13 protein-coding genes and 2 pseudogenes are annotated in these 19,176 nt (G+C 61.8%); 7 read left to right on the forward strand and 8 right to left on the reverse strand.

Annotated elements, in window-relative coordinates:
- Positions 1 to 88 precede the first annotated feature (88 nt).
- The 8 genes from THITH_RS17995 to THITH_RS18565 form a co-directional block, all read right to left on the reverse strand.
- The gene (locus tag THITH_RS17995) at positions 89 to 832 is read right to left on the reverse strand and encodes a CPBP family intramembrane glutamic endopeptidase (RefSeq protein WP_006748069.1); all 744 of its coding nucleotides are present in this window, start codon (positions 830 to 832) and stop codon (positions 89 to 91) included.
- Between the two features lie 93 nt (positions 833 to 925).
- A complete protein-coding gene (locus tag THITH_RS18000) occupies positions 926 to 1,345 on the reverse strand; it encodes a hypothetical protein (protein ID WP_006748068.1) in 420 nt (139 codons plus the stop codon).
- A gap of 77 nt (positions 1,346 to 1,422) precedes the next feature.
- Entirely contained in the window at positions 1,423 to 1,866 is a 444-nt protein-coding gene (locus THITH_RS18005; protein ID WP_006748067.1) for a GNAT family N-acetyltransferase, read from the reverse strand.
- Entirely contained in the window at positions 1,863 to 3,365 is a 1,503-nt protein-coding gene (locus tag THITH_RS10865) for an amidase (protein WP_006748066.1), read from the reverse strand. Before THITH_RS10865 ends, THITH_RS18005 begins: the two co-directional genes overlap by 4 nt.
- A gap of 52 nt (positions 3,366 to 3,417) precedes the next feature.
- The gene (locus tag THITH_RS18010; protein WP_006748065.1) at positions 3,418 to 4,302 is read right to left on the reverse strand and encodes a helix-turn-helix transcriptional regulator; all 885 of its coding nucleotides are present in this window, start codon (positions 4,300 to 4,302) and stop codon (positions 3,418 to 3,420) included.
- A gap of 118 nt (positions 4,303 to 4,420) precedes the next feature.
- A complete protein-coding gene (locus THITH_RS18015) occupies positions 4,421 to 5,224 on the reverse strand; it encodes a glucose 1-dehydrogenase (protein ID WP_006748064.1) in 804 nt (267 codons plus the stop codon).
- 22 nt (positions 5,225 to 5,246) lie between these two features.
- Positions 5,247 to 5,960: a hypothetical protein gene (locus THITH_RS18560; RefSeq protein WP_156925520.1), complete on the reverse strand. Its 714-nt coding sequence runs from the start codon at positions 5,958 to 5,960 to the stop codon at positions 5,247 to 5,249.
- Positions 5,961 to 6,067: 107 nt separating this feature from the next.
- Positions 6,068 to 6,496: a hypothetical protein gene (locus tag THITH_RS18565; protein WP_156925521.1), complete on the reverse strand. Its 429-nt coding sequence runs from the start codon at positions 6,494 to 6,496 to the stop codon at positions 6,068 to 6,070.
- Positions 6,497 to 6,656: 160 nt separating this feature from the next.
- On the opposite strand from THITH_RS18565, the pseudogene THITH_RS19785 reads away from it, so the two are divergent.
- The 7 genes and pseudogenes from THITH_RS19785 to THITH_RS10890 form a co-directional block, all read left to right on the forward strand.
- Positions 6,657 to 6,872, forward strand: a pseudogene (locus tag THITH_RS19785) (phage integrase N-terminal SAM-like domain-containing protein); the annotation flags it as partial.
- A gap of 235 nt (positions 6,873 to 7,107) precedes the next feature.
- The gene (locus THITH_RS19790; RefSeq protein WP_456300606.1) at positions 7,108 to 7,632 is read left to right on the forward strand and encodes a tyrosine-type recombinase/integrase; all 525 of its coding nucleotides are present in this window, start codon (positions 7,108 to 7,110) and stop codon (positions 7,630 to 7,632) included.
- 409 nt (positions 7,633 to 8,041) lie between these two features.
- Positions 8,042 to 8,662 (forward strand): DNA-3-methyladenine glycosylase family protein, encoded by a 621-nt coding sequence (locus THITH_RS10875; RefSeq protein WP_006748062.1) that lies wholly within the window; start codon positions 8,042 to 8,044, stop codon positions 8,660 to 8,662.
- A gap of 245 nt (positions 8,663 to 8,907) precedes the next feature.
- Complete coding sequence (locus THITH_RS19295) at positions 8,908 to 9,621, forward strand: transposase (protein WP_006748061.1); 714 nt, start codon at positions 8,908 to 8,910, stop codon at positions 9,619 to 9,621.
- Positions 9,622 to 9,672: 51 nt separating this feature from the next.
- Positions 9,673 to 10,653, forward strand: coding sequence for a transposase (locus tag THITH_RS19300; RefSeq protein WP_006748060.1), 981 nt, complete (start codon positions 9,673 to 9,675; stop codon positions 10,651 to 10,653).
- Positions 10,654 to 10,971: 318 nt separating this feature from the next.
- A pseudogene (locus tag THITH_RS19735) lies at positions 10,972 to 11,181 on the forward strand (glycoside hydrolase family 13 domain protein); the annotation flags it as partial.
- 354 nt (positions 11,182 to 11,535) lie between these two features.
- Positions 11,536 to 19,176, forward strand: coding sequence for an NHL domain-containing protein (locus THITH_RS10890; RefSeq protein WP_006748058.1), 7,641 nt, complete (start codon positions 11,536 to 11,538; stop codon positions 19,174 to 19,176).

The following is a 19,176-nucleotide window of genomic DNA, read 5'->3' on the forward strand; positions in this document are numbered from 1 at the left end:
GGGGTCACCAAGGAGTGTTGACGATCGGTGTTGCCTCAGCGCCCGGCGAAACGGGCTGCCGCGAAGCGGCTTAGTTCAACGACAGCGCTCAGCCGAGAGGAGCCGCATCGCGGTCCGTCGTCGGCTGGAGCGCCTTGTTAGCCGCCGCCATCACAAATGCTGAAAAGATAACGACATCCTGGACGAAGTGAATAAACCACGCCCAAAAGATACCGTGCGTTTCAATAACAGACTTAGCAAGGAGCCACCCCAGAAAACCTGCCATGATGGCACCAATCAAGCCATTTGGCATGCCGCGCAGGTGAGGAGCGCCAAAGGCTATCGCCGAAATCAGCATGATATATCCGGGTTCAATTCTGCCATACAGCGGCACAATGACTCCCAGCCTATAAACCACTTCTTCAGAGAAGGAATTGGTCAGAGAAAACAGCAGCACCCAAGGAAGATAGCGGAATAGCTGTTTCCAAGACCCCCCTGAAGTTCTGAATTGTAGATAAACAAATACTGTCGTGCCAAGCGTGATTACAAATAAAAAAAGAACTCCTAACACCAACCAAGATGTGCCCTCGCCAATCCCAAGCAATGAAACACCTCTTGTCGCAGCAGTGACTTCGCCAGGAGCAAGAAAAATGGACAGGTTTTCCTTGTTAATCAGCAGAAGGACGAGCAAAACCAATAACGCCACGACAAACAACAGTGCCTGAAATTTTAGCTGAATGTTGACATACTGCAATTCGCTTACTGAAAACGTCGACCTTGCCGCGACACCACCAAGATTGAGAATGACAGCCGTTGCAAGACCAACCATCCCCAGCGATAAAACAAGTTCCATTCTGATTCCTTTTCTGGCGAACGCGACCCTCAACCGGAAGCCTGAAGCAAAGCGCTGAAGGAGAGCAGCTTTTGGATACCCGGTTTAATGGGCTTATTGCGCATATTTGACTTCAATAAACCACTTGGGCTGCATGGCATCAAAATCTTGTCTGATATTCGATGGCAGGTAACCAGCCGAATCCAGCACAAAAGGCTGGCCATATACGCGCTTGAAAACAACCCAGTGCCAAAAGTATTTTCCTTCTTCCTGGTGATGTTTGATCGAGAGTAACGCCAGGTCAGGCAGCGCGTCCCAGGATTCAAATGGGGTTTCTTCATCAGCGGTATCAACTCCTGCACTTAGCAACATGCGTCGGACATATTCGGTTTCAGACCAAAGCACCTTGTCCGAAGCATGAATACCCATAGCATTGGCTACAGCCTTCATCTCTGAATACGTCTTACCCAGAATGTTGGCTGCCGCTGCGATTCCACATCCGGTAGTTTCTTCTTGTACTACTGATTTGAGCACTGCGCCCTCCTTGATGAAAGATGTAAGAAAAATAGGCGGATCGCACCCAGCCCCACAGGGCAAATTGCTTTACTTGACTATGCGCCACATGTGTAGACATACCATGCGCTTTTCTTTGCACCAAGGGAGTCATAAAGCTTTTGAGCCGAATGATTGTCCTGGGCTGTAAGCCATTGAAGTCTGGCTGCGCCATGTTCCAGGGCAAACTCCAAGCAATGATTGATCAGACACTTACCTATCCCCTTTCCTCTATGGGCTGGCAATGTATAAAGGTCACTCATAACACCGACACGTGCCGGAATGCTGGATACATACGTAAAATATACAGTCGCGAATGCCACGGCGTCTCCGGAACTGCTCCTGAACAAGAAAAGGGAGCCGTTATTTCCATTTTCGCTGAACTGCGAGAAGAACTCCCTATTCTTTTCATCATCAATCTCTTGAACCTTATAGAACTCCTGATATTTTCTAATCAGAGGGAGCGCTTCTTCGATGTTCTTAATTGATACTGCTTCTATCATTTGACGGTTCCTCTAACTGCAAAATTTTCGCCACTGCGGCTCTCGTCCTGCGATATCACCCCAGGAGGTGGAACATAGCGCCCGGTAATCGCCTCGATTTCCCGGCAGATGGACAGTAACCGCTCATCCTGCCAGCGCTTCCCGATAAACTGAAGACCGACCGGCAGCCCTTGTTCTATACCCGCAGGCAACACCACAACCGGACTCCCGGTCAGGGAGAAGGGTGTGGTCATGCTTACCATGGCCTCCAGCCAGGGCAAGCGGTGCTCATCAAAGCGGATGGCCGGCAACGGGTTGAGGCCCTTCCCGGGTACGTGAGGGTGGGCCACGGTGGGAGCCACGGGGCATAGCCAGGCATCCCAGTGATCCAGAAACATCTCCAGTTCGATGATCAACCGCTCACGCAGATTCAGGGCATCATTGTAGCGCCGCAGGCTGAAGCGTAGCCCTTTGATGAAGTAGCCGGCGAGTCGCTGCGAGGGCGGCAACAATCGTCCGGCCAGCGTCAGGCCCCTTCGCTCAATCCCGGGCATCCCCAGCCCGACTTCACTCCCCGCGACGATACCGTACGCGTACCAAGCACGGTCAAAGTCGAACCCCTCCGGTTTGCGGCGCTCCACCTCCACCCCGCGCGCCTTCAACACCTCGACGGTTCGCGCCAGCACGTCTGTGGTGCGTCGGCACATCGGCAGACCTGCAAAGTCATCCCACCAGGCGATCCGTAGCGGGCGTTTCCGCAAGACCGTCGACATCTGGGGCAGTGTTGGCACCTCGGTATCCTCACCATCCGGCCCATCTAGGTGCTTGAAACCCAGTTGTAGGCTATCCACATCCCGCGCGAGCAACCCAAATGAGAGGCAGTGGCGCACACTGCGCTCGCCATCGGGCAGGTGGGGAATGTGCCCGGTGCGCGGCAGCCGGTTCTCGGTGGCCTTGAATCCGGCCACGCCGCAGAAGGCGGCCGGAATTCGAATCGAGCCGCCGATATCGCTCCCCAGATCCAGGCAGGAGAACCCCATCGCCACTGCGGCCGCACTGCCGGCGGAGCTACCGCCCGGCGTGCGGCTCGGATCCCAGGGGTTATTGGTGCGGCCGAACAGCGGACTGTCGCAGTGGGGAGTACCGGCCAGCCGGGGCAGATTGGTCTTACCCAGCAGAAGGCCGCCGGCTTCGCGCAGGCGCGCCACCAGGGTGGCATCCCGCACCGGCACGTAATCAGCCAACGGTGGATGGCTGCTGGTAGTGCGCAGCCCGGCCGTGGCGAAGGCATCCTTGATGGTAAGCGGCAGGCCCGCAAGGGGTGGCAGTCTCCCCTGCTCCCGCAACTGCTGCAACGCCTGCGCCTGCTGCAGTGCGCCCGCTCGGTTCAGGGTGACGACCGCATTGACGGTGGGATTATACCGCTCAATGTGCTGCAGGTATCGCTCGGCAACCTCGGTAAAATCCAGCTGACCTGAATGCAGCTGTGCCAACAACTGGCGACTGGTAGGCATCAGCATGAGACTCTCCTGCCAATTGAGTAAGTACTGATACCGTATGCGTTTTCGCCTGTCAGGGCTTGAAGAAACGCGACATACCGGAGCCGGTGGCCAGCGCCCCAGGTAGAATACGATAGACCCAATACTCCGGGTCCTCTTCAACGAGTCGCCCCAGTCTGGCTGGCGGCACTCCGATTAACTGTTTGTGATCACGACTCAGATGGGCCTGATCGGCGTAACCTAATTCAGCAGCCAGCACGGCCAGCGGTGTTGAAGCTGGAGCCTGCCCATGACGGGCAAGCAGCAGTGCCATGCGCGCCAGCCGCTGATACGCCTTGGGGGACAGACCAAACTGCTGCAGGAAGCGTCGCTCGATTTGGCGCAGTGACAGACCGTAGTTCTGTGCCATTTCCCCAGGGGCAGTATGCAGCAGAGCATCGCGCATCCAACGGGTATCACTTTCACCGAAGCGACCTCGACGCGACGCGGCTTGTCGAATCCAACCACGTAGACCCTCTTCAAGTCGCTGCATCATCATCTGCGGCGCCGCAGTAGCCATCTCATCAACGACGGCGTGCAGCCAACGGCAACCAAGTCCAGAGACCTCCTGTCGCCGATCGGCTAAGTTCTCGGGTGCGGCATCAAACAGGATGTCCCAACAACCGGGCGCAAAAACCACGACCAGGCAGCGAAACTGCCCCTCGGCCACCATTGTCGCTGAACTTCTCTGCGACCCCGAAACAAAGAGCTGCGGAAGCGGCACAATCCGGCCGGATTCGGCATCCAGCAGGCTCGCCTTCCCACTCAACACGAGGGTCAGCGTGGCCGTCGCTGAAGAGGGCAAGTGAGTGACCACTGGTACATCAGATGCTGCACCGTGACTCTGTACATAGAAGTCAATCCACGCCCTTAGATAAGGCGATGGCAATAAATACTTCTCACCGCTCAACTGAATCATTTTTCAAGAACCCTATGAGGGTACAAGATACCACTGGTTTTTCCCCTATCGCAACGTCAGTTCATAGTCAGCTAACGCCGCGCTCACCGGCTTATCCGGTGCAGCGCATGGTTATACGCTAACTCTGAGACGGGGCAGCAGCACTGCCTGCCAATATGCCACCGTCAACATTCAACTCAATCCCCGTTACATACTTTGACTCATCAGAGGCCAAATACAGAGCAGCGTATGCAACATCTCGTGACTCACCCATTACTCCCAGCGGGACATCAGCAGCTACCGCTTCAATGGCTTTTATACGCGATTCACCTTCCCCCAACATTGCATCCCACATAGGAGTCAAAATGGCACCAGGATGAATAGAATTACACCGTATTGGATACTTCTGCTGCGCACAATACAAGGCGACTGTTTTTGTATGGTTTCGCACCGCCGCTTTACTGGCAGCATACCCTGCTGCGCCAGGAATGCCGACAATGCCAGATCGTGATGAGATATTCACTATGCTTGCGGACTTCGATGTTTTCATTAGTCTGATAGCATATTTGCATCCAAGCGCAACGCCATCTGAATTCGTTTGATGCACCATATGCCAACTATCAAGATCCAAGTTCTCCGGATCATGCGGCCCTTCCGATTCAAAAAACCCAGTTATCCCGGCGTTGTTTACAAGCACATCCAATCGACCGAATTGTTTGCTTATATATTCGCCAACTCGCTCCCAGTCTGATTCGCTGGATACATCCAGATGCTGATAGTTGGCATGATCGCCAAGCCTGGAGGCTATCTCCTTTCCAGATTCATCGTTAATGTCAGATATAACAACAGACGCCCCTTCTTCAACAAAAAGCTCGGCTGTAGCCTGGCCGATCCCTCTTGCTGCCCCTGTAATTAAAACAGTTTTTCCTTCAAGTCTTGGCATGAAATCTCCTTATCGTATAACGTCATCGATAAGCCGCGCCGCCACCGTCTCTGGAATCTTGCGCGGCTGCATTCGGCGTCGGCTTGATCAGTTGGTTAGGCGCGACCTTTTGGACTTCCGCGGGACTGAAACTGTCGGCTAGTGCTTGATAGAATTGTGTGCCTGCAAGATAAACGCCACTGCCGAATAGCGAGACTGCAATACTACCAGCTGCCAACCACCCCCCGACAGAAAGGTTCTTGACAAGCCAGGGGATCGTCACTTTCTCGGGTTTTGCTAATGGCAAGTAATGCTTTATCTTTTTTCCAACGCCTTTTGAAAAATATTCCCATTCATCCTTGGATATAAGTAGGTCGCCAATACTGACGCGCCAAGGACAGTTTAATAGCCACTTTCCTTTCTTGGGGTCAAGATCTCTAGTCTCGTACAAAGCTCTGACTAGGGTCTTTCTGTTTGGGGCCTCGTTGGTTACGATATTTATGACGTCTTCAGGCCCAATATATTTGAGTTTCAGCGCCGGCCCATCTCCACCAACTAATACCATTGCCTCGTTAGTCCGCGTCCGAACGCCCTTACCCCCGTCTTCTGTTACGAACTCAGAGGTTTCCTCGTAATTCCTCGGCGCATGCTCCAGAACAGAAAAAACAATCGTTCCGGACATGCCCAGCCGGAGAATCTGGTCTTTGCTTAGACCTGATTTCCCTGCAATCTCTTCAATAGTGAAATAGGCTAGCAATCTCTAAAACCCCAGTGCTGTCTGATGCCCTGTGTGTCGCCTAACGCCAAGCTAAGGGGCGCGCAGCGAAGCGGAGTGTCCCTTTGAGCGACGTGTTATGTTTTTGTTTAATTTGCATTCAAGTGCTTAAAGTCTTTCCCGCACAAATCGGTATTTGTTACCAGTTTCCTCGATAAGAGATCATTTCTAATTGATGCAACAAAATCGCCCATTGCCTTTTCTTTCACCTCATCCGTTGACGGGTTAGATGCATAAACTGTATTTAAAAACTCATACCCTTTTAAAATGACATCGTCCGGACAATATAACCAACACCGATTTAGCTGGGTAAGAAATTCCGATTTTAGTTCATTTGCGTTGTTTGCCCCGACATAAAAGCCTTTAAGGCAACGCAGTAATTCTCTGTAACTTTCCTCTTTCCTTTGATATTGCTCCCAAACTCGTTTACGCCATTCGTTAACGAACCAAGCGATAATTGCCCCAAAAAGAGGGGCAGCAAACTTCCAAAAGTCTACTGATCCAAGAATTTCAAACATGACTCACTCGTTTTGAAACATAACTACAATTCGGCGGCGAAATCGGCGGATTGCAATGCGCCGATAATGCCATATAATCCCGGCACACGCAGGGTAGGGTCCTGTTTTTCGGGGCCTGGCCCCAGGATACGTGGCGGTAACTCAGGGAGGAAACGTGGCCATGGAAACGCCCCGTCCACCGCGGCTGCTCGATCAGGTTCGCGAGCGCTGCCGTGTCAAGCATTACAGCCTGCGCACCGAGCAGGTGTACGTTCATTGGATTCGCCGGTTCATCGTGTTTCACGGGAAGCGGCATCCGCGCGAGATGGGCGCTCCGGAGGTGGAGGCGTTCCTCAGTCACCTTGCGGTACATGAGAACGTGGCTCCTTCCACACAGAATCAGGCGCTGGCGGCGATCCTGTTCCTGTATCGTGAGGTACTCGGAACGGACCTCCCCTGGCTCGACGGCGTAACACGCGCGAAAAAGCCGCCACGGGTGCCGGTCGTGCTCACCCGCGAGGAAGTGCGTGCGCTCCTGGCGCGCCTTGATGGTGTCCACTGGCTCTTGGCGAGCCTGATGTACGGGTCGGGGGCTGCGGCTGATGGAGGCTTTGCGTCTGCGGGTCAAGGACGTGGACCTGGAACGGCGCGAGATCACGGTGCGCGAGGGGAAGGGAGCAAAGGACCGGCGCACTCTCCTGCCTGCATCGCTGATCGAGCCGCTGCGGGTGCAGCAAGGGCGTGTTCGGCTGCTGCATTCGGCCGACCGCTCCGAACGCCTCGCGCCCGTGTGGCTGCCACATGCGCTGGAACGAAAATACCCGAACGCTGGGCACGAACTGGCCTGGCAATTCCTGTTTCCGGCAGCGCAGCCTGGAGTCGACCCGCGAACGGGGGTCAGGCGAAGGCACCATTTGCACGAATCTGCGATACAACGTGCCATCCGCTCGGCCGTGCGCGCGAGCGGAATTCTGAAGCCGGCCAGCAGCCACACGTTGCGGCATTCCTTTGCGACCCATCTGCTCGAGGCGGGCTACGACATACGCACCGTGCAGGAGCTGTTGGGGCACAAAGACGTTTCGACTACGCAGATCTACACGCACGTGCTCAATCGTGGCGGGCGCGGGGTGCTGAGTCCGTTGGATGCAGGCGGATGAAACCCAGGATGCACCGCGGTTCACGCTACCGCCGTTCGTGTGGAGAGCGTTTCGAGGCGGACGAGCGGGCCTGGGCATGCGATGGTCTCATCCTTGAGCGGGGGACATTTTTTGGAATTTAGTCCGGCTTTCCAAGGGTTGCAAACACGGACCCCCTCCGGTCAACGATCGCGGGGTACACACGGGTCGTTCCGCCGCCAGGATTGGCTTTGAGGCGCTGGGCATTGAGCAGCGTCGGTACCGCCATTTGCGTTCCGGTACCGAACCGGTGGAGAGTGCGACGGGGCAATGGTGCTTTGGCAGGAAGCTGGCCTCTGTCGCGCAGGCCGGGTCACGGCCCGCGGCTGCCGCGGGTTGAAGGCTCCGGGCCGCGCCATCCCCGATTCGTACCGTTGACCGATGGTGCACGATGCCGATACCCGAGTACTGGGAGCGCGCCTGCGCGGATCTTGCCGGGACTGACCCGGTAATGGCCGCGCTGATCGCGCGCTATCCCGACGCGGTGCTGACGACCCGTGGCGACCCGTTTCAGACGCTGGCGCGCGCGATCGTCGGGCAGCAGATTTCGGTGAAGGCCGCCGACAGCGTCTGGCAGCGGTTCGCGGCGTTTGTGGGCTCGGTCCGGCCGGAGCAGATCGTGGTACTGGAGCTGGAGTCGCTGGCGGCCTGCGGCCTGTCGCGGCGCAAGGCCGAGTATCTGCGGGATCTGGCTGGCCACTTCGTCGATGGCCGCATTCAGCCGGCCCGTTGGGAGAGCATGACCGACGAGGCGGTGATCGCCGAGCTCGTCGATGTGCGTGGGATCGGCCGCTGGACCGCGGAGATGTTCCTGATCTTCAACCTGCTGCGGCCCGACGTCTGGCCGGTCGACGACATCGGCCTGCAGAAGGCGGTCGCGCTGCATTACCTCGACAATGAACGCCCCACGCCCCGGACCCTGCGGCGCCACGGCGAGCGGCATGCGCCGTGGCGCACGGTTGCCACGTGGTACTTGTGGCGCAGCCTGGATCCGACCGTGGTGCTGTATTGACGGCCACGGCGAAGCTCGCCCTGTGCGCGGATGCACGGTAGGGCGGAAGAGGCCGCAGGCCGTCATCCGCCGCTGCAGCGCCCGGGGTCGCGCGGAGGGGTTCGGTTCTTCCTGGCGCTGCTTGGCGGATGACGCTGCGAGACTGTGAAAGTATTCGCCCCGAGTCTCGGTTCGGGTGCGGCGGCTTGGTAGAATCGGCGCACGCTGTGATGCCCCTCACGCGCTGTGGCGATGGAGGAAAGCCGATGCTGAGTGAGTCCGAGGCTGCACCACCGGAAGCGTTGACCCTGTGGCCGTCCCCGGAGGACGGTGGACCCCCGGCGGCGGCCGGTCCGGAGCCGCGCCCGCCGTTGCCCCGGTCGCGGCGGTACAAGGAAGGGCCGTCGGGAGAGCAGCCGCTGCTGCTGCCGGCGTGTGTGGACGACTACGTGGCGGCGAACCATCCGGTGCGGGCGATCGCGGCCTACGTGGAGATGCTGGACCTGGAACGGTTGGGCTTTCGGCATGCCGGGGGTGAGCGCACCGTAGGGCAACCGGCGTACGCGCCCGGCGATCTGCTGAAGTTGTATCTCTATGGCTATCAGGAGCGGGTGCATTCCAGCCGGCGTCTGGAGGCGGAGTGCCGCCGCAACCTCGAGGTGATGTGGTTGCTGAACGGGCTGCGCCCGAACTATCACACGATTGCTGATTTTCGTAAGAACAACGCTGCGGCACTGAAGGCGGCGAACCGGGAGTTTGTGCTGCTGTGCCGGGAACTGGGGCTGGTCGGCGGGACCCGGGTGGGGGTGGACGGAAGCTTCTTCCACGGCAATGCGAGTGCCGCCAGTGTCAAGACCAAGAAGCAGTTGGCAGCGGAGCTGGCCGCACTGGAACAGGACATCGAGGGCTACCTGGCAACGCTGGAGCGAGGGGACGCCGACGCAGCGGCGACCGAAGCGGCGACGGTCAGCGCGCAGTAGCTTGCGGATCTGCAGGCGCGCGCGCAGCACCGACGGGAGCAACTCGAGGAGTTGGCCCGGACCGGCGAGACCCAGATCTCGCAGACCGATCCGGACGCCCGGCGTCTGAGCAAGAACGGGCAGAAAGTGACCGGCTACAACGTGCAGAGCGTGGTCGATGACCAGCACCACCTGATCCTGACCCACGAGGTCACCAACGCCGGGAACGACCTAGGCCAACTGGTGCCGATGGCGGAACAGGCCCGGCAGATGCTGATCGATGGGCAGACCACGGAGGCCGCACAGCCGCTCGAGGTGCTGGCCGATGCCGGTTATTTCACCGAGTCCGACATCGCGGCCTGCGCATCGCGGGGCATCGTGCCGTATGTGCCGGTTCCCGAGAAGACCGGTGCGGCCGAGCGGGCCGGCCGTCTGAGCGCCCGGGAGTTTGTCTACGATGCCGAACAGGACCGGTACCGCTGTCCGGGTGGGGAAGCCCTGCACCCGTATGGCCAACCGGACATCCGTAACGGCGTGGACTACCGGCGCTACCGTAGCCGCGCTTCGGTCTGCCAGTCCTGTCCTCTGAAGGCGCAGTGCCTGCCGCCGGCCGGCAAGCGTCGGGAGATTCTCCGCTCCGAGCACACCGAGGCGGTGGAGCGGCATCGAGAACGGATGCAGGCGGCACCGCAGGTGATGCGCCAGCGCGCGGCGCTCTGCGAACACCCGTTCGGTACCCTGAAACGCTGGCTGGGCTGGGACCACTTCCTGGTGCGGGGGTTTGACAAGGTGCGCGGTGAGATGGCGATGATCGTGCACAGCTACAACTTCCGCCGCGTACTCAGCATCCTGGGGGTTGCGGCCTTCATCGCCTACTGCCAAGCGCGGGGCGTTGCGCGCGGCTTTCTTGCGGCTTGGTACGGGCTTCTCGAGCGCCTCTGCCAGCCGTTCTGGGGTCACGATCACTCGTGGCCCATGGCCGGGACCGTTGGCGGCTCGTGCCGTCAACGCGCGGCTTCGTTCGTCCCAGTGCGTTTCACGCCTGCTCCCTAGCATCGGTGCCCATTCTTTCACGGTCTCTGCGCTCTTCCGCCCTACGCGGGGTTGGGGGGCTGATCCGGATGGTGGTGGTACGGATCGCTTGGCAGGGCGTGGTTCTCCGTGCTCGGGCGTCCCCCCCCCCCCGAGCCTTTCGTGCGGGTGGGAGCGGGCGTTCCATTGCGCATTCCCCCGTTCGACGGCCTATGCTGATCGGGAGTGAACTCTGGGTTTGCGTCCGGGATCGCGTGGGCGGTGCACCGCTGCCTGCTGGTCCGCGATTCCGTGCGTCCGACGTCACGCCCGGTTGCCGGGCCGGATCGCGAGGGCACGATGAAGCGGGATTCCAGTGTGAGCAAACCGCCGGTGGCGGTGCCGTTGCCGGGTGAGCCCTACCCGCTCGGGGCCACGTTCGATGGCAAGGGCACGAACTTCTCGCTGTACTCGGAGATCGCGGAGCGCGTGGAGCTCTGCCTGTTCGACGCGAACGGCAGGCAGACCGCCGCGCACGATCTGACCGAGGTCATCGCGCTGTGCTGGCACGCGCGCTGCACGAGGTGAACCGGCTCTCCGCGTTTTGACGCGGCGAAGACCTGCGGATAAATCCCGTGTCCTCGCCAATTCCTCAGACCATCGGACCGAATGCTTCCGGCCGCCGCGCTTGTGCCCCCGGGCAGCGCTGTGGTACTTCTTTTTGCTTTTAGTCGCACAGGGAGTGTGCGTACGGCTGCATCGCTAGGGACTGGATGTCCGGGTGCCACCGCCGGTGGCCTTGAAACCCGTGTTAGTCCGGCCCGATTGGGGCGGAGACGTATCCGCCCCTCGATCGCACCACGTTTAGCCGCCAACGGCCTCCCTGCGCATCCGGAAACGATCAGGCAAGGGAGTAGCGTCTCCATGGAAGGAACGAACCGGGCAGGTACGCGCGGGCAGAAAAAAACCTCGGCGGGTCAATCGGACGGTAATCGTGGTCCCGCGCGGCGGCGCGGATGGCGGTCCGCGGTCCATGCCCTCGCGCTGTTGCTGCTGATCCCCGCGTGGACCGTGGGCACCCAGGGCAACGAGGACTCGGATCCCATCGGCGCTGGCGTGCAGGAAGAGGATCGCGCCACCACGCCCGGCGCGTCCTTGTGGGTGGGAGCCACGGGCGGCGCCCTGCTCGTCGACGCGGTCGACGGGGCGATCCTCTTCTCGGATTACGGCACAGGGGAATTGAATGCCGTGGCCGCAGATCTGCGACGGGGGACCGCCTGGGCCTATGGCCGCGGCAGCCTGTATGCGCTCGATCCCGGCGGGCAGGTCTCGATGACGATCCCCGTGGACCATGGCGGCCGGGGAAATTCCAACCCAGTGCACCTCGATCTGGCGATCGACGAGGCCAGTGGCGACATCTGGCTGGCGCGTCTCGGCAGCTTGACGGTCTTTGACTGGCGGGGTGTCCAGTTGCTCCACCACCCGCTGGCGCAACCTCTGCGTGCCATGGCGCTGGATTCCGGGCGAAGGACTGCGTGGGTCGCAGGCCCCGACAGGCTCAGTGCCTGGACACTGCAGGGAGAGCCTGCGGGAGAGATGCTTCTGGGCGAAGGATTCGATGCCCGCACGATCGCATTCGATGCCAGCCTAGACGCTGTCTGGGTGGGCGGCGCAGGGGGTCTTCGCCGCTATGCGATCGACGGCACGTTGCAGTTCACGCAGGAGGGCAGCGACATCCGGCTTATCACAGCCGACCAGGCGGGGGCCCTTTGGGCAACGGATGGTACCTGGCTGTGGTTGCTGGATGCCTCGGGCCACGAGCATTTCGCCCTGCAGCCCCTGTACGGTACGGAAACGGTGCAGGCGCTGGCGGTCGATCCGGCGGATGGATCGGCCTGGGTCGCGGGTGCCTCCACGCTGCAGCGGATCTCGGCCCATGGTGACTGGGGCGTCAGCCTGGATCTGCGTACACATCCGTCCTTTCGGGGCCGTGTTTGGGCATTGTCCGCTTATGCGGACGTGACCCCTCCCGAAATCGCGATCGTCGCGCCTGCAGAAAACAGCTTCGAGAACACCGCGAGACCGCCGATCGTGCTGCGGTACAGCGACGTGGGATCCGGGGTCGACCCGGACTCGCTTGCGCTTACGGTGGACCACAAGAATCTCCCGGTCTCCTGTGCGCACGCCGCCGACGGCGCGGAGTGCGTCCCTGAGTCGACCGTTCACGAAGGGGAGGTGACGCTGCGGGCGGTGGTTGCGGACCGTGCCGGAAACGTCTCCGCGTTCGCGGAGCGCCGGTTCACGGTCGACACCATCCCGCCGGTGATCACACTGACGTCGCCAGAGCCGGGTGGCTTCACCAATCAGGTGCAGACCCGGCTGCATGGGCTGGTCAGCGAACCGGTGGAACTGACGATCGAAGGCGAGGCCGTGGCGCTGGGGCTGGAGCACCGCTTCGATCACCCGGTGGAGCTGGTCGAAGGCCCGAACACGTTGTCCTTCGTGGCGGTCGACCGCGCCGGGAACGTCGGCGAACTGCAGGCCACGATCGTCCTCGATACGGTGCCCCCGCTTCCGGTGGAGGCCGATCAGGTCCGGGTCGGCGATGTCAGCGCTGGCCAGGTCTCCGTGACCGGCGGCGTGGGCAGTGCCGAGGCGGACGCGCGGATTCATCTGCAGAACACGCACACCGGCGCTGTGGCCAGCAGTCCAGTCGCCGCCGACGGCAGCTTCGCGCTGATCGTTGACGCCTCACCGGATGAGAGCCTTGAACTCGTCGTGGTCGACCGTGCCGGGAACCGCAGCACACCCGTCGTGCTAGATGTACCCGGTGCAACCGGCATAGACCAAGGCCCTCTGCCGCCGGATCCGGCCACGGTCGCCCCGCCTTTGGATGAAGGCGGCGTTCCGGAGCTGCTGGTCGCGACCGCCTTCCTCTACACCGGGGACAATCCCATTCAGCGCGGAGTGGTGCCCGGAACGATCACCGAGCATCGTGCGGCCGTGCTGCGCGGCAGAGTGACCGCGCGGGACGGGCAGCCGCTCGCCGGGGTGCGCATCACGGTGAAGGACCACGATGACCTCGGCCACACCCTCAGCCGGCTGGACGGCGGCTTCGACATGGCCGTGAACGGTGGAGGCCATCTCGCGGTGCGATATGACAAGCCGGGCTATCTTCCGGTCCAGAGGCAGGTCCGGGTGCCCTGGCTGGACTACGTCTGGGCACCCGACGTGGTGCTGATCCCTCTCGACCCGGCCGTCAGCAGCATCGATCTCGCGGCCGATGTACCGGTCCAGGCCGCCCGCGGCAGCGTGGTGAGCGACACCGACGGCACACGGCAGGCCACGATCCTGTTTCCGCAGGGGACCACAGCGGAGCTGCGGTTTGCCGACGGCAGCTCGCTGCCCATCACGCGCATGAGTGTTCGCGCAACAGAGTACACGGTGGGGGAGAGCGGAGCCGCAGCCATGCCCGGAGAGCTGCCGCCCACATCGGGTTATACCTATGCCGTGGAACTCTCGGTGGACGAGGCGATGACGGCGGGAGCCACTGAGGTTCGCTTCGACCGACCGGTCCCGGTGTACGTGGAAAACTTCCTCGACTTCCCGGTGGGCGGGATCGTGCCCGCTGGCTGGTACGACCGTGACAAGGCGGCGTGGATCGCATCCGACAACGGCCGGATCATTCGGGTGCTCTCGGTCGAAGGCGGAGCGGCGGTGCTGGACGTGACCGGTTCCGGTGCCGCCGCCACCGAGTCTGAGCTTGCGGCGCTCGCAATCGACGCGCACGAGCGCCGCGCGCTCGCCGATCTCTATGCCCCAGGGCAGAGTCTCTGGCGCGTGCCGACCGAGCACTTCACCCCCTGGGACTATAATTGGCCCTATGGCCCGCCTCCGGATGCGGAGCCGCCCCGGGTACCCGAACCGGAGATCGACGAGCGGGAGGATGAGCCGGATTGCCGCAGTGGTTCAATCATCGAATGCCAGAACCAGGTGCTGGGCCAGTCGGTGCCTGTGGCCGGTACACCGTTCTCGCTGAATTACCGCAGCGACCGGGTTCCGGGGCGGCAGGCGGCGCGCAGCCTCCGCATCCCGCTCAGTGGCAGCCAGGTGCCCGCGAGCCTGCAGCGGATAGATCTGCAGATCGAGGTGGCCGGCCGGCGGTTCCACCAGAGCTTCGCCGGCCACCCGAACCAGGTCCACACGTTCGTCTGGGACGGCAAGGATGCCTTTGGCCGGGAACTGCCGTCCGCCCAGACGGCAACGGTGCGGGTCGGGTATGTCTATCGGGCTGTCTATTACGCTCCCGCGAATTTCTCGCGCAGCTTTGCGGCGACCGGCCTGGGCATTCTTTCCGGAGACCGGCGCCGCCATGAGATCACCCTCTGGCGCGAGTCCCGGCCGATGCTCGGTGCTGTGGACGCCCGGGTCCTTGGTCTCGGCGGCTGGAGCCTGAACGCCCATCATATGTACAGTGCACCCGACGCGGTGCTGTACAAGGGCGATGGGACGCGGCGCAGTGCGAAGGACGTGGGCGCCCTGATCACCACTGTGGCCGGAAACGGGAATGGCACGAATACCGGCGATGGCGGGCCAGCGCTGGAGGCCGGGATCAACGGGCCCTACGACGTCGCGATCGCACCGGACGGCTCGATCTTCCTGGCGGCCGGCGATCGGGTGCGCAAGGTCGACGTGCGAGGGGTGATTTCGACCGTTCCCGGGACCGCCGGCAACTCCGGCATCTTGAACGTCGCGGTGGATGCCGGCGGGTCCGTGTTCTTTACGCGCCGCAACGGCGGACCTCGAATCTTTCGGGCCAATCCGGACGGCACCGTACATCACGTGGCCGGAAACGGGTCCAGCACCTTTGCCGGTGATGGCGGGCCCGCCGTGAACGCGAGTTTCATCGACCCGCGCGGCATCGCGGTCGGCGCCGACGGCAGCCTGTACGTGGGCGACTTCCGCACACACCGGGTCCGGAGGATCGGGCCCGACGGGATCATCCGGACGGTCGCTGGCAACGGCGGCTCTGGCATCGGCGGGATCGGGGGGCCCGCGGTGCAGGCACGCATCGACCGGATCTATGACGTGGCGGTCAGCCCCGAGGGAGACCTGTACATCGACTCGCACAATTACACGGTGTTTCGGGTGGGACCCGATGGCATCATCCACCGGGCAGCGGGCAGGGTCTGCAACGGCTTCAGCGGTGACGGAGGGGATGCGACATTGGCCTGCATGGGGCGTGTGAGCGCCGTCACGGCTGCGTCCGACGGTACGATCGCGATTGCCGACATCATCGACAATCGCCGCATCCGGTTGGTGACCCCGGATGGCATCATCCGCACCGTGGCCGGAACCGGACAGTCGGGATTCACCGGCGACGGAGGGCTCGCCGAGCGGGCCACAATCGGGGGCACCGAAATCAGCTTCGGCCCCGATGGCTCGCTGTACCTGGCCGACTCCAGTAACCGGCGCGTCCGGCGCATCGCATCGAGCCTGGGCGGGACGGTGGGCGGCGCCCGTATGGTCGCTTCGCGGGACGGCAGCGAGCACTATGTTTTCGACCACTCCGGGCGCCACCTGCGCACCGTGGACAATGTGACCGGCGCGCTGCGTTACGTCTTCGGCTACGACGTTCGCGGGCTGCTGGTGCAGATCGAGGATGGGGATGGCAACCGGACACGGATCGAACGGGATGCCACTGGAGACGTGGTCGCCATCGTGGGCCCCGATGGTCAGCGTACGGTGGTGTCCGTGGGGGCGCACGGGTACCTCGCTTCGGTCACGAACCCGATGGGAGAGACGAGCCATTTCGCCTACGGGGCAGGCGGCCTGCTGACGGGTCTCACCGATCCGCGAGGCTTCCAGTCCGCCTACACGTACGATGCGCTCGGGCGGCTCGCGGGCACCGGAGACCCGGCCGGCGGTGGCTGGAACATCACCCGTGGGGCCATCGCGAATGGCTACGAGGTCGGAATGACCTCGGCCGAGGGACGCGCGACCCGTTACCGCGTGGAACAGACCCCGACTGGCAACCGATTCCGCGAGAACCTTCTCCCGGACGGGACCCGGGAAACCCTGGCGCTGAATACCGGTGGGCGGCGCATCTTCACCGCGGCGGACGGCACGTTGGCAGAGATCCTGAAGGGTCCGGACCCGCGCTTCGGCATGAGCAGTCCGGTGCCGTCCAGCGTGACGCTTCGCACGCCGAGCGGACGTGTCCAGCAGACCACGACGCAGCGCACCGCGATGCTGGGACAGGCGGGCGACCCGCTGAGCCATAGCGAACTGGTGGAGATTGTCACTAGCAACGGACGAATGACCCAGGCCCGTTTCAGTGCCGCGGATCGCACCTGGCTGATCACGAGCCCGCAGGGGCGGCAGCGCAGTATCGAACTCGATGCGCGTAGCCGGATCCAGAGAGACACGATTGCCGGGCTGGCGCCTGTGGCGTACGAACGGGATGCCAGGGGGCGACTGACCCGCATTATCCAGGGCGCCGCCGGGGACCGGGTCCATGCGTTGAGCTACAACGAATCGGGCCAGGTCGCGACGGTGTCGGACCCGCTTTCACGGACCCGAGGCTACGCATACGATTCCGCGGGCCGTATCGTTCGTGAGACGTTGCCGGACGGGCGCGAAATCGGTTACGCCTATGACCCCGCCGGAAACCTTGCGGCGCTGGTCCCGCCGGGACGTGAGGCGCACCTGTTCGAATACACGCAGGTGAATCTGGAACAACGGTACTTACCGCCGGCCCTTCCGGGCGTGGATACGATCACGCGGTACCAATACAACCGCGATCGCCAGTTGACCGCGATCGAGCGGCCGGACGGGCAGGCGCTACGGTTCTTCTACGATGCCGGCGGGCGCCCGGACAGCCTCCAGGTCTCCACGGGCGAGTACCGGTTCGGATTCCATCCCGAAACTGGACAGCTCGCATCCATTGATTCCCCCACGGGGATCGGCCTTGCCTATTCCTGGGATGGCTTCCTTCCCTTGAGTGAGACCTGGGCCGGGGCGGTCAACGGGTCGGTATCCCAGTCCTACGATCACAATTTCTGGGTCACGCAACGGTCGGTGAACGGCCAGGGCATCGCCTACCAGCACGACAGCGACGGACTCCTGATCGGGGCGGGTGACCTGAGCCTTGCACGCGATCCCGGAAACGGGAGAGTCATCGGTAGCAGCCTGGGCCTGGTGAGCACGGTACTCGACTACAATGCTTTCGGCGAGATCGTTTCGATCCGGGCGGCGGGCGCTACGGGCGTGTTAGCCGAGTTCGGCTATTCCCGCGACGCCGTCGGCCGTGTGATCGAGGAGACGGCTCTGATCGAAGGCGGCCTGACGAGGACCTCCTATTCTTATGATGTCGCGGGGCGGCTTGCGACGGTCTCCCGAGATGGCACTGCAGTGACGTACACATACGATGCGAACGGCAACCGCACGCACGTGAACGGTCTGCAGGCCGCCGTCTACGATGGTCAGGACCGTATGCTGGCCTACGGGCAGGCGCAGTTCGAATACTCGGAGAACGGCGAATTGGCAAGCAGGACGGACGGCGGCGTGGAGACACGGTATGTGTACGACGAAGTCGGCAATCTGCAGCAGGTACACCTGCCCGGGGATCTGCGGATCGAATACCTGACCGATGGGCGCAACCGGCGGGTGGGCAAGCGGGTGAACGGCGCTCTCGTCCAGGGCTTCCTGTACCGTGACCAGCTGAATCCGATCGCGGAACTGGATGGCTCGGGACAGGTGGTCAGCCGTTTCGTGTACGCCGAGCACGCCCACGTGCCTGACTTTATGATCCGCGATGACGCGACCTACCGGATTCTCTCTGACCAGCTCGGGAGCCCGCGCCTGGTGGTGAACGTGGGCACAGGGGAGGTGGTCCAGCGGATCGATTACGACGCCTGGGGCAATGTGCTGCAGGACACCAACCCTGGTTTCCAGCCCTTCGGCTTTGCAGGTGGTCTGCTGGATCAACACACGAACCTGGTCCGCTTCGGAGCCCGGGACTACGACCCCAGCACGGGCCGCTGGACCGCCAAGGACCCCATCCGCTTCGCCGGCGGCGACCCCAACCTCTACGGCTACGTCCTCAACGATCCTCTAAATTGGCTCGACCCACATGGGCTTTGGTCAGTAAGTTTAAATGCTTTTGCGGGCATTGGCGGGGGTGTCATATTTGGTCGCAATGATACTGGTACATGGTTTATCGGTGGGCAACTGGGAGTTGGGATTGGTGGGGGCGGTGCGCTTGATCCATTTGATCAAGGGCCGACAGGCGGGGCAAGGACGGATGGGCCATATGGTGCGGCATGCTCGACTTTGAAGCCCCCCTCAACCGGGTTTAGCGCGGGCGGATCCATTGGGATCGGCGGATCGTTCGGCGGCTCCAATTTCACTTATGGAGGTGGCGGTGGCTACAACTTTGATGGCACTGGAAGTTCTTATGGCGGACAGGTAGGGCTTAACTCAAGCCTGAACCCGATACACAGAAGAGGTCTCGGGCTCTCGGTAGGAGCAGCGGGCGTCATTAATGTAATAGGATGGTGGTAA

The sequence above is a fragment of the Thioalkalivibrio paradoxus ARh 1 genome (assembly GCF_000227685.2).
Classification (GTDB): Bacteria; Pseudomonadota; Gammaproteobacteria; order Ectothiorhodospirales; family Ectothiorhodospiraceae; genus Thioalkalivibrio; species Thioalkalivibrio paradoxus.

What these genes read in the sequence shown, in the direction of transcription:
- THITH_RS17995 (WP_006748069.1), bottom strand. Translation starts at nt 832, where the DNA reads ATGGAACTTGTTTTATCGCTGGGGATGGTTGGTCTTGCAACGGCTGTC.
- THITH_RS18005 (WP_006748067.1), bottom strand. Translation starts at nt 1,866, where the DNA reads ATGATAGAAGCAGTATCAATTAAGAACATCGAAGAAGCGCTCCCTCTG.
- THITH_RS10865 (WP_006748066.1), bottom strand. Translation starts at nt 3,365, where the DNA reads ATGCTGATGCCTACCAGTCGCCAGTTGTTGGCACAGCTGCATTCAGGT.
- THITH_RS18010 (WP_006748065.1), bottom strand. Translation starts at nt 4,302, where the DNA reads ATGATTCAGTTGAGCGGTGAGAAGTATTTATTGCCATCGCCTTATCTA.
- THITH_RS18015 (WP_006748064.1), bottom strand. Translation starts at nt 5,224, where the DNA reads ATGCCAAGACTTGAAGGAAAAACTGTTTTAATTACAGGGGCAGCAAGA.
- THITH_RS18565 (WP_156925521.1), bottom strand. Translation starts at nt 6,496, where the DNA reads ATGTTTGAAATTCTTGGATCAGTAGACTTTTGGAAGTTTGCTGCCCCT.
- THITH_RS10875 (WP_006748062.1), top strand. Translation starts at nt 8,042, where the DNA reads ATGCCGATACCCGAGTACTGGGAGCGCGCCTGCGCGGATCTTGCCGGG.
- THITH_RS19295 (WP_006748061.1), top strand. Translation starts at nt 8,908, where the DNA reads ATGCTGAGTGAGTCCGAGGCTGCACCACCGGAAGCGTTGACCCTGTGG.
- THITH_RS10890 (WP_006748058.1), top strand. Translation starts at nt 11,536, where the DNA reads ATGGAAGGAACGAACCGGGCAGGTACGCGCGGGCAGAAAAAAACCTCG.